Here is a 13,831-nt window from a genome sequence, read left to right on the forward strand (position 1 = left end):
GCGCAGACTCTTCCAGGTGCCGTGGAAAGGCACCTGCGCCGGACGCGGGCAGGGACGCCTGGTGGCGGGCGCCTGTATGGGGCCCGCCGTCCGCCGGGCCGCCGCCGGTCGCGGCGAGGACGCGGAGCGGACGCCGGGCGACCCGGAGGCGCCGCGGCGCCCGGCCCCGGAGGGCACCGGACGGACCCGGCGCTGAGGGGTACGCGGCTCAGGGGGCGCCCGGGGCGAACGCCGCGGCCACCCGCACCACGATGTCGTTGGCCGCAGGCTCCCCGACCGTCACCCGGGCGCCCTCGCCGGGGAAGGCGCGCACTGCCGCACCCGCCGCCGCACACGCCTCGGCGAAGGCCTCGGTGCGTTCCCCGAGCCGCAGCCAGACGAAGTTGGCCTGGCTCTCCGCGGCCTTCGAGCACACGCCCAGTGCGCCCAGTTCGCGGGTGAGCCGCTCGCGTTCCGCGACGATCGCGTCGACCCGGACCCGCAGTTCGTCCTCCGCCGCCAGCGAGGCCACCGCCGCGCTCTGGGCCAGGGCGTTGACCCCGAACGGCACCGCCGCACCGCGTATCCGGGCCGCGATCGCCTCGTGCGCCACCGCGTAGCCGACGCGAAGCCCGGCGAGACCGAACGCCTTGGAGAAGGTCCGCAGCACGACGACCTCCGGCCGGTCGCGGTGGAGCGCCAGGCCGTCCGGGACGTCGGGATCGGTGACGAACTCCCGGTAGGCCTCGTCCAGCAGTACCGGCACGCCGGCCGGCAGGGCGTCCAGGAAGGCCTTCAGCTCCGCCTCGTGGACCGCGGTGCCGGTGGGGTTGTTGGGATTGCAGACGATCACCAGTGCGGTGCGGTCCGTCACCGCGTCGGCCATCGCGTCCAGGTCGTGCCGCTCGTCGCGCAGCTGCACCCGGACCGACGTGCCTCCGCACAGTTCGGTCAGGTGGGGGTAGGCCTCGAAGGACGGCCAGGCGTACACCACCTCCCCGCCGTCACCGAGCAACGCCTGCAGCAGATGCTGGGTCACCCCGACCGACCCCGCGCCGGTCGCGATGTGCGACTCCGGCACCCCCAGCCGTTCGGAGAGGGCGCGGGTCAGCTCCGTGACGGCGCGGTCCGGATAGCGGTTGATCCCGCCGATCGCGTCCTCCAGCAACTTCCGAACCGCCGGAAGGGGCGGATACGGATTCTCGTTCGCGGCCAGCGCGTGGACGGGCAGGGGTGTGACGGGCATGGGTGTTCTCCTGAACGGTGAATTCGCCGGGGGAGCCGTCCGGCACCACGGCTGGGGGCTCAGGGGCGTCCCGCTGTGGGTGCGCCCGGCGGAAAGGCCGGTGTGCCTGCTGTCGGTTCGCTGCGGTACGCCTGTTCGCGCAGCCCCACCAGATATCCCAATTGCAGGCGGTGCAGGGCGCCGTGATCCTCCTTGAGCCGTGCCACATGAGCTTGCAGGGAACGCAGGCTCAGTCCCAGACGCCGGGTGATCTCCCGGTCCGAACGGCCTTCGAGCAGCAGTTTCAAAATGGCCCCGCGCATGTTCGGAACCACCTCCGTGGCGGCCTCCGCGGCACGCACCGGAACGAAGGGAAAGGGCTCGGCCCGGTCCCACTGCCGTGCGAAGACGTCCGCCAGGAAGCCGACCACCGCCGGCTCCCGTACGGCCACCGCCGTCGTGCGGTCCTGGTTGCCCGGGATGAACGCGACGGCCCGGTCGACGATGATGAGCCGGTCGAAGAACTCCGGCAGGGTGCGGACCCGGGCCCCCAGTGCCGTCGCCGCCCTGACGTACTTCTTCGTCGGCTCGTCGAATCGGGTGCTGTGCTGGTACAGCGTCCGCATCGCTACCCCCGCCGCCAGTTGCCGGCGCACCGATTCCAGTGCCTCCCGCAGGACGGCATCGGGGCGCGGTCCGTCCGGCTGGGCGGTGAGGATCTCGTGCCGTGAGACGTTGAGTTCATTCTGGATGGCCCGGTTGATGTCCGGAAGCCCGTTCAGGTAGTGAAAAGCGGAATCGGTTGTTTCATTTCCGGGGAGGGTGGCCGGGGAATCCGTCGCCGGCTGCGCGGGAGGGGTCCAGTCCGCTCGCTCGGCCACGGCGCGCGACAGGCCGCTCAGTGCCTCCGCGACGTTGCGCATGGTGGTCCGGTAGTCGGACCCGTCCCCCGGGAACGTTCCGGGATTCTGGTCCCAGGCGCCCCGGATCGGTTCGATCGCCTCGTGCAAGGGGGCTGATCCTGATTTCTTGATGTCCGATTTCTGTCGAGCTGCATTCATTTGAATCCCTCGCTTCGCAGCATTGCACCGACCCGAGGCATGTTAGGTCTTCTCAGTTCCTGTCCGGGTCCGCGACGGTGTTACCCATGGATTTGCCGTACGGGCCGCAACCACGAACAGAATTCCTGCGCGGTCCGGCGTTCTTTCTGGGCCTTTACCGGAGAGTGGGAGCAGTGGACGGGGAAAACGCATACCGGATTCGCACGGCCCGGCACGGCGGCGGCCGGGCCGCGGTCGTCGTCGGCCCGACCACGGTCCGCGGCCACGACGACGTCGGCTGGAACCGTCTGACGGCGACCGGTCATGCGCCCGCGGGCGCGCCCGCCGTCTGACGAGTGCCGCGGCAGACGTTGCCTGGTGCGGCACGAGCCGCCCCGTACCGTCCGACGGGTTCGTCCACCTCGTCGCTCCGGCGCGCCCGGGAGCGCCGGATGACCCCGCCGGGCCGCCCGCTGTCCTCACCGGTCCGCTCCCTGCGCCCCGGAGGGCCTCGCGGGATGCGGTGACGCCCCTGCCGGTCGGTGCGTGGCCGGATGCCTCCGCCCGCCTCACGCCGGCCTCGATTCCTTCCACGGCGGCGCCCGACCGGGCACCAGGACCGCCGCCCCTTCCGGCAGTCGAGCGGAGAGCACGTGACCAACAGACATGCGCACATCGGTGTCGTCGGGGCCGGACCCCGCGGACTGTCCGTCCTTGAACGCCTGTTCGCACAGGAACGCAAATCACCCCGCCGGGAACGGCTCACCGTCCACCTGGTCGACCCCTTCCCGCCCGGCCCCGGCCGGGTCTGGCGCACGCGGCAGTCGGCCCACCTGCTGATGAACACCGTGGCCTCGCAGGTCACTCTGTTCACCGACAGCAGCGTGCGGGTCGAGGGACCGATCGAGGAAGGCCCCAGCCTGTACGCGTGGGCCCGGGAGCTGGCCTGCCAGGAGGAGTCCGCCGCACCCGACGCCGGGACGCTCGCGGAGGCCCGTCGGCTCGGTCCCGACTCGTACCCCACCCGCGCCTTCTACGGGCACTACCTGGAGTGGGTCCGCCGACGGCTCCTCGCGACCGCCCCCTCCCACGTCACCGTCCGGTCGCACGTCGCGCGTGCCGTCGCCCTGGACCACCCGGCAGGACCGGACGGCCCGCAGACGCTGCTGCTGGACGACGGCACCGAACTCGCCGGGCTGGACGCCGTGGTCCTGGCCCAGGGCCACGTACCCGCCCTTCCGACCGCCGGGGAGCGGCGGCTCGTCGACTTCGCCGCCCGGCACGGACTGACGTACCTGCCGCCGGACAACCCCGCCGACGTGGAACTGGACGGCATCGGGCCCGGCCGGCCGGTGCTGCTGCGTGGGCTCGGTCTGAACTTCTTCGACTACCTGGCGCTGTTCACCACGGGCCGCGGCGGACGCTTCGACCGCGCCGGTGACCGGCTGGTCTACCGGCCCTCCGGACACGAGCCGCGCCTGTACGCCGGCTCCCGGCGCGGGGTGCCCTACCACGCCCGGGGCGAGAACGAGAAAGGCCCTCACGGACGGCACGAGCCGGTCCTGCTGACGCCCCGCCGGATCGAGGAGATGAGGGCGCGGGTGCGCGCCGGTGACTGGCTCCACTTCGGCACGGACCTGTGGCCGCTGATCGACCGTGAGGTCACCGGCGTCTACTACGCCGCGCTGCTGACCGCCCGCGGCCGGGACGCCGGACCGTTCACGAAGGCGTATCCGGCCGCCGCCGACGACGCCGCGTGCGAGGCCCTCCTGACCGCCGAGGACATCACCCCCGGCGAACGCTGGGACTGGGAGCGGATCGCCCGCCCCTACGGGGACCGGACCTTCTCCTCGACGGCCGAGTACCGGACCTGGCTGCTGCCGCAGCTGTACCGCGACGTGGCCGAGGCCCGGGCCGGGAACGTCTCCGGCCCCCTCAAGGCGGCCCTGGACGTGCTGCGCGACCTGCGCAACGAGATCCGTCTGGCGGTGGACCACGGCGGCCTGGAGGGCAACTCCCACCGGGACGACCTGTACGGCTGGTACACCCCGCTGAACGCCTTCCTCTCCATCGGCCCGCCGACCTCCCGCATCGAGGAGCTCTGCGCGCTGATCGAGGCCGGCGTCGTGGAGATCCTGCCGCCGGGTCTGAAGGTCGCCGCCACCGAGGACCTGCCCGGTGGCCCCGCCTTCACCGCGGCCACTCCGCGGACGGGGCAGGCCGCGCCCCCGTGCACGGTCCTCATCGAGGCCCGGCTGCCCGAACCGGATCTGCGACGCACCGCGGACCCCCTGCTGAGGCACCTCCTCGACACCGGCCAGTGCCGGCCCCACCGCATAGCGGGCACCTGCGGCACCTCCTACGAGACCGGCGGCCTCGCGGTCACCGAGCGCCCCTACCGGCTCGTCGACGCGGCGGGCCGCCCCCATCCGCGCCGGTTCGCCTACGGTGTCCCGACCGAGTCCGTGCACTGGGTCACCGCTGCCGGAATCCGCCCCGGCGTCGGCTCGGTGACCCTGGAGGACTCCGACGCCATCGCCCGGGCCGTGCTGGCGCTGCCCCCGCTCCGCCCGGACACCGACGTGGCCGCTGCCACCGGCCTCACCGAGGAGGTCCACGCATGACGACATCCGGCACACCCCTGGACTGCGGACTGCTCTCGCCGGTGCGGGCCGGGACGCCGGTGGAGGCCGCGACCGGCGACCAGGCATGGCTGCGGGCCATGCTGGACGCCGAGGCGGCACTCGCCCGGGCCCAGGCCCGGCTCGGCGCCGTGCCCGCCTCCGCCGCCGAGGCCATCACCCGGGCGGCCGCGGCGGGCCTGCCCGACCCCCGGGCACTCGCCCTCGCGGCCCGGGAGACGGCCAACCCGGTGGTCGGACTCGTCCGGGAGTTCACTGCAGCGGTCGCCGCCGTCGACCCTGCCGCCGCCGAGTACGTACACCGCGGTTCCACCAGTCAGGACATCCTCGACACCGGCGCCATGCTGGTCGCCGACCGGGCCCTGCGGATCATCGTCGCGGACCTGCGCGCGACCGCCGAGGCGCTGGCCCGGCTCGCCGAGGAACACCGCGACACCGTCATGGCCGGGCGCACCCTCGCCCTGCAGGCCGTCCCCACCACCTTCGGGCTGAAGGCGGCGGGCTGGCGCTCGCTCGTCCTGGACGGCGCCGAACAGCTCGACCGCATCCGGGCGACCGGCCTGCCGGTCGCCCTCGGTGGCGCCGCGGGCACCCTGGCCGGCTACCTGGAGTACGCGCGCCTCGACGGCGTCGCCGACGACGGGCCCGGCGACTACGCGGACCGGCTCGTGACGGCGTTCGCCGACGAGACCGGCCTGGCCCGTCCGGTGCTGCCGTGGCATGCCCTGCGGACCCCGTCGGCGCAGCTGGGGGCCGCGCTCGCGCACACCTGTGCCGCGCTCGGCAAGATGGCGACGGACGTGCAGGTCCTGGCGCGTACCGAGATCGGGGAGGTGGCCGAGCCCGCGCCCGCCGGCCGGGGCGCCTCCTCCGCCATGCCGCACAAGCGCAATCCGGTGCTGGCCACCCTGATCCGTTCGGCGGCGCTCCAGGTGCCGGTGCTGGCGGCGGGCCTGACGCAGTGTCTGGCGGTCACCGAGGACGAGCGGTCCGCCGGCGCGTGGCACGCCGAGTGGACGCTGCTGCGGGAGGCGCTGCGGCTGACCGGGGGCGCCGCGCACACGGCGGTGGAGCTCAGCCGGGGCCTGACCGTGCACGCGGGGCGGATGCGCGCCAACCTCGACCTCACCGCGGGGCAGGTCGTCTCCGAACGGTTCGCGGCCGTCCTCGCGCCCAGGCTGGGCCGGGGGCGGGCCCGGGAACTGCTCACCCGCGCCGCGGAGCGGGCCGCGCGGGACGGGGCCCCGCTCACCGAGGCGCTGGCCGGGCTGCCCGAGGTGGCTTCCGTGCTGGGTGAGGACGAGGCGTCCGCGCTGGCCGATCCGGCCGGCTACACCGGAGCGGCCGGTGCGCTGGTGGACCGTGCTCTGAAACGATGAACCCGCACCGCACGGCCACACCCGAAGCATCCCCCGACCCCCATCTCGCCCAGCCCGCTCCGGAGGAATGACGATGCCGGCACCCACCCCCGTCGAAACTTTCCGTGCCCTGCACGACCGGTCCGGCCGGTCCGGCCGGTCCGGCCCGCTGGTCCTCCCCAACGTGTGGGACGCGGTCAGCGCCCGCGCCTTCGCCGCAGCCGGATTCCCGGCCCTCGCGACCTCCAGCTCGGCGGTCGCCGCGGTGCTCGGCTACGACGACGGCGGCCTGACCCCGGCCGACGAGATGGTCGCCGCCGTCACCCGGATCATCCGCTCGGTGGACGTCCCGGTCACCGTGGACTTCGAGTCCGGCTACGGCCTGCCGCCCGAGGAGGTCGCGGAGCGGCTGCTCGAAGCGGGAGCCGTCGGCTGCAACCTGGAGGACACCGACCACTCCCGCGGGCAGCTCCGTGATCCGGGGGAGCAGGCGGACTTCCTGGCCGCGGTCAGGGCGGCGGCGGGCGACGGGCTGGTGCTGAACGCCCGGGTGGACACCTTTCTGCACGGGGACGCTGACGCGGGCGCGGCCATCGACCGGGCCAAGCGCTACGTGGAGGCGGGCGTCGAGGTCGTCTACCCGATCCTGGCGCCCGTCGGGTTGCTGCCCGAACTCGCCGGTGCGGTGACCGTCCCGCTCAACGCCCTCCACCGGCCCGGCGGCCCGGACCCCGCCGCACTGGGCCGGCTGGGGGCCGCTCGTGTCACGTTCGGCGGCGGTCTCCACGATCAGGCCACCGCCGCGCTGGCCGACATCGTCCGCTCGACCCCGACGGCCGGCTGAACCCGCAGCGGTCGTCGCCCGGCCGGGTCACCAGGCGTAGGCCTCCGGCGCGGGCCGGTGACCCGGGAAGATCTGGTCGAGCCGGGTCAGCGCCTTCGGTTCCAGCCGCACGTCCAGCGCCGCGACCGCGCTGTGCAGGTGCTCCAGCGTCCGGGGGCCCACCACAGGTGCGGTGACCGCGGGCTGGGCCAGCAGCCAGGCCAGGGCCACGTGCCCCGGCTCATGGCCCAGCTCGGCGGTGAAGTCCTCGTAGCTCTGGATCTGTTCGCGCCTGCTCGCCAGCGCGGCGGCCGCCCGGGCGACGGTCCGCCGGATACCGCTGCGTTCCTGCCGCAGCACCCCGCCGAGCAGCCCGCTGTGCAGCGGGGACCACGGCAGCAGGCCGATGCCGTAGTGCTGTGCGGCCGGGGCCACCTCCAGCTCGACGCTGCGTTCCAGCAGGTTGTAGACGGACTGTTCGCTGACCGGGCCGAGCAGGCCGCGGGCGCGCGCGGACTCCTGGGCCGCCGCCAGGTGCCAGCCGGCGAAGTTGCTGGACCCGACATAGGTGATCTTCCCCTGGGCCACCAGGACTTCCAGGGCCTGCCAGATCTCCTCCCAGCGGACCGAGCGGTCCACGTGGTGCATCTGGTAGAGGTCGATGTGGTCGGTGCGCAGCCGCCGCAGGCTCGCCTCCACCGCGCGACGGATGTGCAGCGCGGACAGGCCGCCCTCGTTGGGCCCGTCTCCCGTCTCCGAGTAGACCTTGGTGGCGAGCACGGTGCGCTCGCGGCGACCGCCGCCCCGCGCCAGCCAGTTGCCGATGATGGTCTCCGTCCGGCCGGGGTGCTCGGGCCAGCCGTACAGATCGGCCGTGTCGACGCAGTTGATGCCCAGGTCGAGAGCGGTGTCGAGGATGCGGTGGGCGTCCGCCTCCTCGGTGTGTACCCCGAAGTTCATGGTGCCGAGGACGAGCCGGGAGATCCTGAGGCCGCTCCGGCCGAGCTGGGTGTACTCCATGGTGGGCCCTTCTGGAAGCCGGCCGGACCGGGGTGGGGGACGGGCGGATCAGGCAGCGGTGAAGTCGGCGGTGTGGTCCGTCGCCCACTGGGTGAAGGTCCGGGCGGGCCGCCCGGTCAGCTCGGTGACGGTCGACAGCAGCGGCAGGGCGGTGGACGGGTCCTTCGCCGTCTCGGCCCACTCGCGCAACAGGTCGTCGGCGATGCCGGGGCGGAGGAACCTCTCCGCGTCCGCCCGCCACCGTTGTGCCGGGATCTCCTCGATGTGCAGGGGGCGGCCGATGGCCTCGCCGATCGCCGCGACCTGTTCGGCCTGGGAGACGAGCGCGGGACCGGTGAGCGTGAGACGGGTGCCGTGGTACCCGTCCCCGAGGAGGGTGGCCACCACCGCGGCGGCGATGTCCGCCTCGTGGATGACGGGGCAGACCGCGTCCGGATACGGGAGCCGGACCACGCCCTCGTCCCGGACCGACGCGGCCCACCACAGGGCGTTCGTCGCGAACGGCGCAGGCCGCAGGACCGTCCACTCGGCCAGTCCGCTGCCGGCCAGCGCGTCCTCGGCGGCCCGGTAGCGCGGCAGGACCCAGGACCCGAGGTCGCGCGCGGTGTGTCCGGCCGCCCAGGCACCGGTGAACAGGACGACGCGGCGCACTCCGGCTGCCCGTGCCGCCTCGGCGAACGGGCCGATGGCGGGGAGTACCGGAAAGAGAAAAGCGGTGTCCACCCCGTCCAGCGCCTCGGAAAGCGTTTCCGGCGCGGTCAGGTCCCCCTTGACGACGGTCAGTCCGGGCTGCGGCCCGACATTTTCCGGATGGCGGGTCATGATGCGGACCTTCTCTTTTGCGGAGAGAAGTTCTCGCACGATATGGCGGCCTGTTTTTCCGGTAGCCCCTGTCACCAGAATCGACATGGCGGAAGTTTAGGGAATTCCCCACCCCCGGGAAACCCCGCCTGTTTTCGAGGAATTTTCTTCGTTCGTGTGCGCCGCGTCCGGACGCGGCCACGGGCGGAGTCGCTGCCGGGGTACCGGACCCCGGCAGCGGCGTCAGGCGACGGTGTCCATGGGGGCTCTGCCCCGGGCGTCGGCGACACTGCGGGCCCGCTCCTCCAGTTGCTGGGCCGCCTGCTGCCAGGTGGCGGCGCACTCGCGGGCGGCGGAGGCCACCTGTCCCACCCAGTGTGGCGGGATCTGGTCCACCAGCTCGCCCCACCGGTTGCTGGCCACGGCGTTGGTGTCCAGTAACCGCAGCAGGAAGCGGCCGTGATCGGTCAGACGGAGCGAGGGGTCCCGCTTCAGCGTGAGCAGCGTCTTCGCCATGGCGAAGGAGGCGATGCTTTCGGCCTCGTCGGGGGTCGGCTCCTGCGGCGCGCGTGCGGTGCCGCGCCGGTCCGGCAGCAGTGGGCTGGTGCCGTTCTGTATGCGTTCCCGCACGTCACGGACGGTGGCCAGGGAGAGGCCGCTCTCCCTCGCGATGTCCCGCAGGCTGGCGTCGGGGTGGGCCAGCACGTACTCGCCCGCCAGCCGGCGCCGCTCCGCGGTGTCCACGGACCGGGACTTGCCGTCCAGTCCGATCCGGACGTTCAACTGAGGAAGCGCGTCAGCCGAACGCCTGCGAAGGGAGCCGACCGTCTTCGGGGACAGCTCCGCGACGGCGGCGATCATCCGGTCCGACCACTCGGGGTGGGAGCGGATGATACGCAGCGCGGCAGCGTTGCGGTCGGAACGGCTCAGCGGGAGGCCGTGGTTGGCGTTGCGGTTGACGGCCAGCAGGAACGCCTCGGCCGCCGTGCCGTCGAAGTACTGGACGTCGATATGGGTCCAGCCCTTGAGCCGGGCGGCGCGCAGCCGGTGCGCGCCGTCGACGACCCGCGAGGTGGTGCGGTGGACGATGATCGGCGGCAACGGGGAGACGCACTGGGCGAGTTGCCGTACGTGCTCCTCGTTCTCGCCGGCGAGACGGGGCGAGTCGTCGGTCACCAGTGTGTCGAGGGCGACCCTGACCACGGGAAGTGTGTCTGCCTGGGCATCCCAGAGCTCGGCCGACTCACATGCGGGGGGAGCCGAGGAAGGGGCCCTACTGGGTTCGGGCCGGGATTCGGGCAGAGCCATTCTCATTCTCCTTTTTCAACGATCCGTTGTACTGGGGCGAACAGACATGAGATGGACGCGCAGGACTGGAGGGACGGCACGCAGGGGACGACCAGGCGCACCGTCCGGCCCGGTGAGGAGACGTGCGGGTGCCGGTCAGCCGCTCTTGTCGAGGGCGCACCGGCAGCAGGAGGGCATGGGAAACCCCGGCCACCCGCGGAGCACCAGGGTGAGACCGCCGCGAGGGGCGGGCAGGCCGGGGGAGGGCGGGCCGGGGAAGGGCGCGTGGCCAGTTCGCGTGCTTACCATTACGGCCAGCCCCCCGTCCGACGTCGAACCTGCCGGGCACGATATCCGGCGCGAGCGGTTCGTCGACGTCCGCCGATGGCCGATTCGGCGCGCTTGACGCGGACGGTGCGGCGGGCGACCACAGCTTCCAGCCGTCGCGGCGTTTGTCACTTCCGGAAAGACGTGCCGGTGGTACGGGGCCGCACTTCCGGAAAGACGCGCCGGTGGTACGGGGCCGCGAATGGCTGGAATCGAGCCTGCGTCAGCTGGTGGGCGGACGGAACTCCGGCTGGTCGATGATGCGCTGCCAGCTGCCGTCGGCCTGTCGGCGGACCACCTGGGCGCGGGCACCCGAACCGTCCTTCGGCGGCGTGGCGGTCAGGGCGATGTCGCCGCAGACGAGAGTGGGGAGCGGCTCCTCCGCCTCGAAGTGCGGACCGTGGGCGAGAACCTTCTCCCAGAGCTCACGAATCGCCTCGCGGCCCACCGTGGTGCTGCCGGGCGGGTAGGCCATCACGGCGTCCTTCTCGTACAGCTCGGCAAGGCCGGCGGCGTCACCGGCATTGGCGCGTTCCACGAAGAGGCGGGTGAGGTCCTCGGGCTTCAGGGCCTTCTCGTTCTCGGACACGACGTTCCTTTCATGGGGGGCGAATTCAGGCCTCCCATGGTCCAACGTTGGCTCAGATTACGTCCAATCAATCATCCCGATCGCTCCTATAATCAGGGGTTATGGAACTGAGGCAGCTGAAGTATTTTCTGGCCGTGGCAGAGGAATCCAACTTCACCCGGGCCGCTGAGCGCGTGCACGTCAGCCAGCCAGGAATCAGCGCTCAGATCCGCCAGCTGGAGAACGACCTCGGCGCGGTCCTCATCGACCGGTCGGGCCGCAGTGCCGGACTGACCGCGGTGGGGGAGGTGGCCTTCGGCCACGCACGCGCTGTTCTCGCCGCAGTGGAGGCGCTCCGGCACGCGGTGGACGAGATGAACGGCCTGGTCCGCGGCCGTCTGGTCGTCGGCATGGTGACGGCGTGTACGGTCACCCCGCTGTTCGAAGCGCTCTCCAGTTTCCATCTCGCCCACCCCGGCGTCGAGATCAGCCTCGTCGAGGACGACTCCGCCAAGCTGGCGGAGTACGTCCGCGAGGGAGCCGTCGACCTTGCGCTGATCGGCGCGGCCGACCGGGCTCCGGAGGACCTGGACGGTCAACTGGTGATCAGCGAGGCGATCGTCGCGGCGGTGCCGCCCGGGCATCAGCTGGCCGGCGAGGACGGCATCTCGCTGGCCGAGTTGAGCGCCTATCCGGTCATCTGCCTGCCGCGGGGCACCGGCATCCGGGCCGTACTGGACCAGGCGTCGGCCGCGCGCGGCGTCACGCCCACCGTGGCCCTGGAGGCCAGTGCGCCGGGTGCGGTGGTCCACCTGGCCGAGCGCGGACTGGGCGTGGCGGTTCTGTCCGAATCCATGCTTGCCCAGCACCCGCAGTTGCGGACCGTACCCATCACCGATGCCGACGTCGCCGCGGTGCTGGCCCTGATCTCCGCGCCCACCAAGAGCCCGGCGCTGCGCGAACTGCTCGTGCACTGCCGGGAGTCCTTCGGGGCTCCGGCCGACCAGGCGCTGGTCTCGGCCGGGCGGAACGCCGCCCGCAGGGGCTGACCCCCGGACACCCGTGTGCCGTCGACCCCGGCCGGAGCCGGTGCCGACGGCACACGTGCGGGGAGCGGCGGCGGTCAGCTCTCCGCGGCCACCGCCGCGGGGCCGGTGGCCTCGGGGGCGGGCGCCTTCGGCTGCTGCGCGGCCTGGAAGTCGGCCGCCCGGATCAGCACCAGGGACAGCAGTCCGCCCACGAGCGCGAGACCCGCCGAGATGGTGAGCAGCGTGTTCAGGCCGTCGACGTAGCCGTCCACGGCGAGCCGTTCCACGGTCTGCTGCTGCGCCTCGGGCACCAGTGCCACGGCCTTGTCGGTCTCGCCGCCCCGCACCAGCGCGGCGAGCTGGTCGCTGCGCTCGCCCACACCGGGGATGCCCGCCAGGCCGTCGCGGAGCCGGTCGCTGATGATCACCGCGAAGGTGGAGCCGAGTACGGCGACACCGGAGCTCACGCCGAGCTGGCGGAAGGTGCCGTTGACGCCCGAGGCCATACCGGAGCGGGAGAAGTCCACGACGCCCACGGCGGTGGAGGCGAGCGGCGGGTTGACGAGGCCGGCGCCGATGCCTCCCAGGATCAGACCGGGGAGGAAGTGCTCCCAGCCGCTGTTCTCGTCGATCCCGCCCATGAGCAGCAGGGCCACGCCGACCAGGAGCAGCCCGCCGCCGATCAGGAAGCGGGCCGGGATCTTGGCGCTGACGCGGCCCGCGACCAGCGAGGCGACCAGCATCGACAGCGAGGCGGCCAGCAGCCGGACACCGGTCTCCAGGGACGTGTACTGCAGCACTTCCTGGAAGTAGATGGCCAGGAACAGGAACATCGCGAACAGCGATCCGTTCATCGCGAACGCCGCGACGGACCCGCCGACGAAGGTCGGGATGCGGAACAGCTTCAGTTCGAACATCGGCTGCTCGACCCGTGCTTCGACGACGAGGAAGGCCAGCAGCAGCACACCGCCGACGACGAGGTAGGTCACCGCGCCGGAATCGCTCCAGCCGTTCTCACCGGCGAGGATCAGCCCGTAGACGAGGGTGGCCAGACCCGCGGTCAGCAGGACGAAGCCGGGCCAGTCCAGCTTGCGGGCGAACGGCGACTTGGCCTCGTCCACCCGCAGCGTGATGATCAGCGCGACCAGGATGCCGACCGGCACATTGATCAGGAAGATGCCCCGCCAGCTGATGCCGTTGGAGATCAGGCCGCCGGCCACCGGACCGATCGCCGAGGCGAGACCGGTGACCATGCCCCACACGCCGAACGCGGTGCCGCGTTCCTTGCCCTCGAAACTGCCCGCGAGCAGCGCCAGCCCGGTCGCGAACATCACCGAGCCGCCGACGCCCTGGAGGATCCGGGCGAGGATCAGCATCAGCGGGGACTGCGCCAGGCCGCACAGCAGCGACGCGAACGTGAAGAGGACGACGCCGATCGAGTAGAGGCGCTTGCGGCCGAACCGGTCCGCGATGGTTCCGCTGGTCAGCAGCAGGGCCGCCAACGCCAGTGCGTAGCCGTCGATCACCCACTGGAGGTCGGCGAAACTGGCCTCCAGGTCCTCCTGCACGTCGGGCATCACGACGTAGACGATGGTGGTGTCGAGCAGGAGCATGAAGGTCCCGCCGCACACCCCCAACAACGTCCACCATTTCTTGTGCATCTCTGTTCCTTCGGTTGGGGAGCGGATCGGCCGGTGCCGGGGTGCTAGTGCCGCAACAGGCAACGTTTGCCC

The 13,831-nt window shown here is 72.4% G+C and carries 11 protein-coding genes and 1 pseudogene; 5 read left to right on the plus strand and 7 right to left on the minus strand.

Annotation, left to right across the window (positions count from 1 at the left end; all coding sequences use genetic code 11):
* Nucleotides 1-208: 208 nt before the first annotated feature.
* Nucleotides 209-1,207 (minus strand): annotated as a pseudogene (locus AB0L71_RS15750) (histidinol-phosphate transaminase); the annotation flags it as partial.
* Nucleotides 1,208-1,284: 77 nt separating this feature from the next.
* Nucleotides 1,285-2,214: a LuxR family transcriptional regulator gene (locus AB0L71_RS15755; RefSeq protein WP_365242775.1), complete on the minus strand. Its 930-nt coding sequence runs from the start codon at nt 2,212-2,214 to the stop codon at nt 1,285-1,287.
* Between the two features lie 224 nt (nt 2,215-2,438).
* Here AB0L71_RS15755 and AB0L71_RS15760 point away from each other — a divergent pair, with 224 nt between their 5' ends.
* From AB0L71_RS15760 to AB0L71_RS15775, 4 genes are all read left to right on the plus strand, one after another.
* Entirely contained in the window at nt 2,439-2,597 is a 159-nt protein-coding gene (locus tag AB0L71_RS15760) for a hypothetical protein (RefSeq protein ID WP_365242777.1), read from the plus strand.
* A 300-nt stretch (nt 2,598-2,897) separates the two neighbouring features.
* A complete protein-coding gene (locus AB0L71_RS15765; protein WP_365242779.1) occupies nt 2,898-4,868 on the plus strand; it encodes an FAD/NAD(P)-binding protein in 1,971 nt (656 codons plus the stop codon).
* Entirely contained in the window at nt 4,865-6,265 is a 1,401-nt protein-coding gene (locus tag AB0L71_RS15770; RefSeq protein ID WP_365242781.1) for a lyase family protein, read from the plus strand. Before AB0L71_RS15765 ends, AB0L71_RS15770 begins: the two co-directional genes overlap by 4 nt.
* 73 nt (nt 6,266-6,338) lie before the next feature.
* Nucleotides 6,339-7,088, plus strand: coding sequence for an isocitrate lyase/phosphoenolpyruvate mutase family protein (locus AB0L71_RS15775; protein ID WP_365242783.1), 750 nt, complete (start codon nt 6,339-6,341; stop codon nt 7,086-7,088).
* A gap of 27 nt (nt 7,089-7,115) precedes the next feature.
* Here AB0L71_RS15775 and AB0L71_RS15780 read toward each other — a convergent pair whose 3' ends face one another.
* The 4 genes from AB0L71_RS15780 to AB0L71_RS15795 form a co-directional block, all read right to left on the minus strand.
* Nucleotides 7,116-8,087, minus strand: coding sequence for an aldo/keto reductase (locus tag AB0L71_RS15780; RefSeq protein WP_365242785.1), 972 nt, complete (start codon nt 8,085-8,087; stop codon nt 7,116-7,118).
* A 48-nt stretch (nt 8,088-8,135) separates the two neighbouring features.
* Nucleotides 8,136-8,996, minus strand: coding sequence for an NAD(P)H-binding protein (locus AB0L71_RS15785; protein ID WP_365242787.1), 861 nt, complete (start codon nt 8,994-8,996; stop codon nt 8,136-8,138).
* Nucleotides 8,997-9,131: 135 nt separating this feature from the next.
* Nucleotides 9,132-10,091 carry a ParB N-terminal domain-containing protein gene (locus tag AB0L71_RS15790; protein ID WP_365242789.1) on the minus strand — a complete coding sequence of 320 codons (960 nt, stop codon included), beginning with the start codon at nt 10,089-10,091 and terminating at the stop codon, nt 9,132-9,134.
* A 634-nt stretch (nt 10,092-10,725) separates the two neighbouring features.
* Nucleotides 10,726-11,091 carry a nuclear transport factor 2 family protein gene (locus tag AB0L71_RS15795; protein WP_365242791.1) on the minus strand — a complete coding sequence of 122 codons (366 nt, stop codon included), beginning with the start codon at nt 11,089-11,091 and terminating at the stop codon, nt 10,726-10,728.
* A gap of 101 nt (nt 11,092-11,192) precedes the next feature.
* On the opposite strand from AB0L71_RS15795, the gene AB0L71_RS15800 reads away from it, so the two are divergent.
* A complete protein-coding gene (locus AB0L71_RS15800) occupies nt 11,193-12,119 on the plus strand; it encodes a LysR substrate-binding domain-containing protein (protein ID WP_365242793.1) in 927 nt (308 codons plus the stop codon).
* Between the two features lie 74 nt (nt 12,120-12,193).
* Here AB0L71_RS15800 and AB0L71_RS15805 read toward each other — a convergent pair whose 3' ends face one another.
* Nucleotides 12,194-13,759 carry an MFS transporter gene (locus tag AB0L71_RS15805; protein ID WP_365242795.1) on the minus strand — a complete coding sequence of 522 codons (1,566 nt, stop codon included), beginning with the start codon at nt 13,757-13,759 and terminating at the stop codon, nt 12,194-12,196.
* Nucleotides 13,760-13,831 lie beyond the last annotated feature (72 nt).

Source organism: Streptomyces sp. NPDC052052 (genome assembly GCF_040680455.1).
Classification (GTDB): domain Bacteria; phylum Actinomycetota; class Actinomycetes; order Streptomycetales; family Streptomycetaceae; genus Streptomyces.

Coding starts and splice junctions, on each gene's coding strand:
- AB0L71_RS15770 (WP_365242781.1), top strand. CDS start 4,865: ATGACGACATCCGGCACACCCCTGGACTGCGGACTGCTCTCGCCGGTG.
- AB0L71_RS15775 (WP_365242783.1), top strand. CDS start 6,339: ATGCCGGCACCCACCCCCGTCGAAACTTTCCGTGCCCTGCACGACCGG.
- AB0L71_RS15780 (WP_365242785.1), bottom strand. CDS start 8,087: ATGGAGTACACCCAGCTCGGCCGGAGCGGCCTCAGGATCTCCCGGCTC.
- AB0L71_RS15785 (WP_365242787.1), bottom strand. CDS start 8,996: ATGTCGATTCTGGTGACAGGGGCTACCGGAAAAACAGGCCGCCATATC.
- AB0L71_RS15800 (WP_365242793.1), top strand. CDS start 11,193: ATGGAACTGAGGCAGCTGAAGTATTTTCTGGCCGTGGCAGAGGAATCC.
- AB0L71_RS15805 (WP_365242795.1), bottom strand. CDS start 13,759: ATGCACAAGAAATGGTGGACGTTGTTGGGGGTGTGCGGCGGGACCTTC.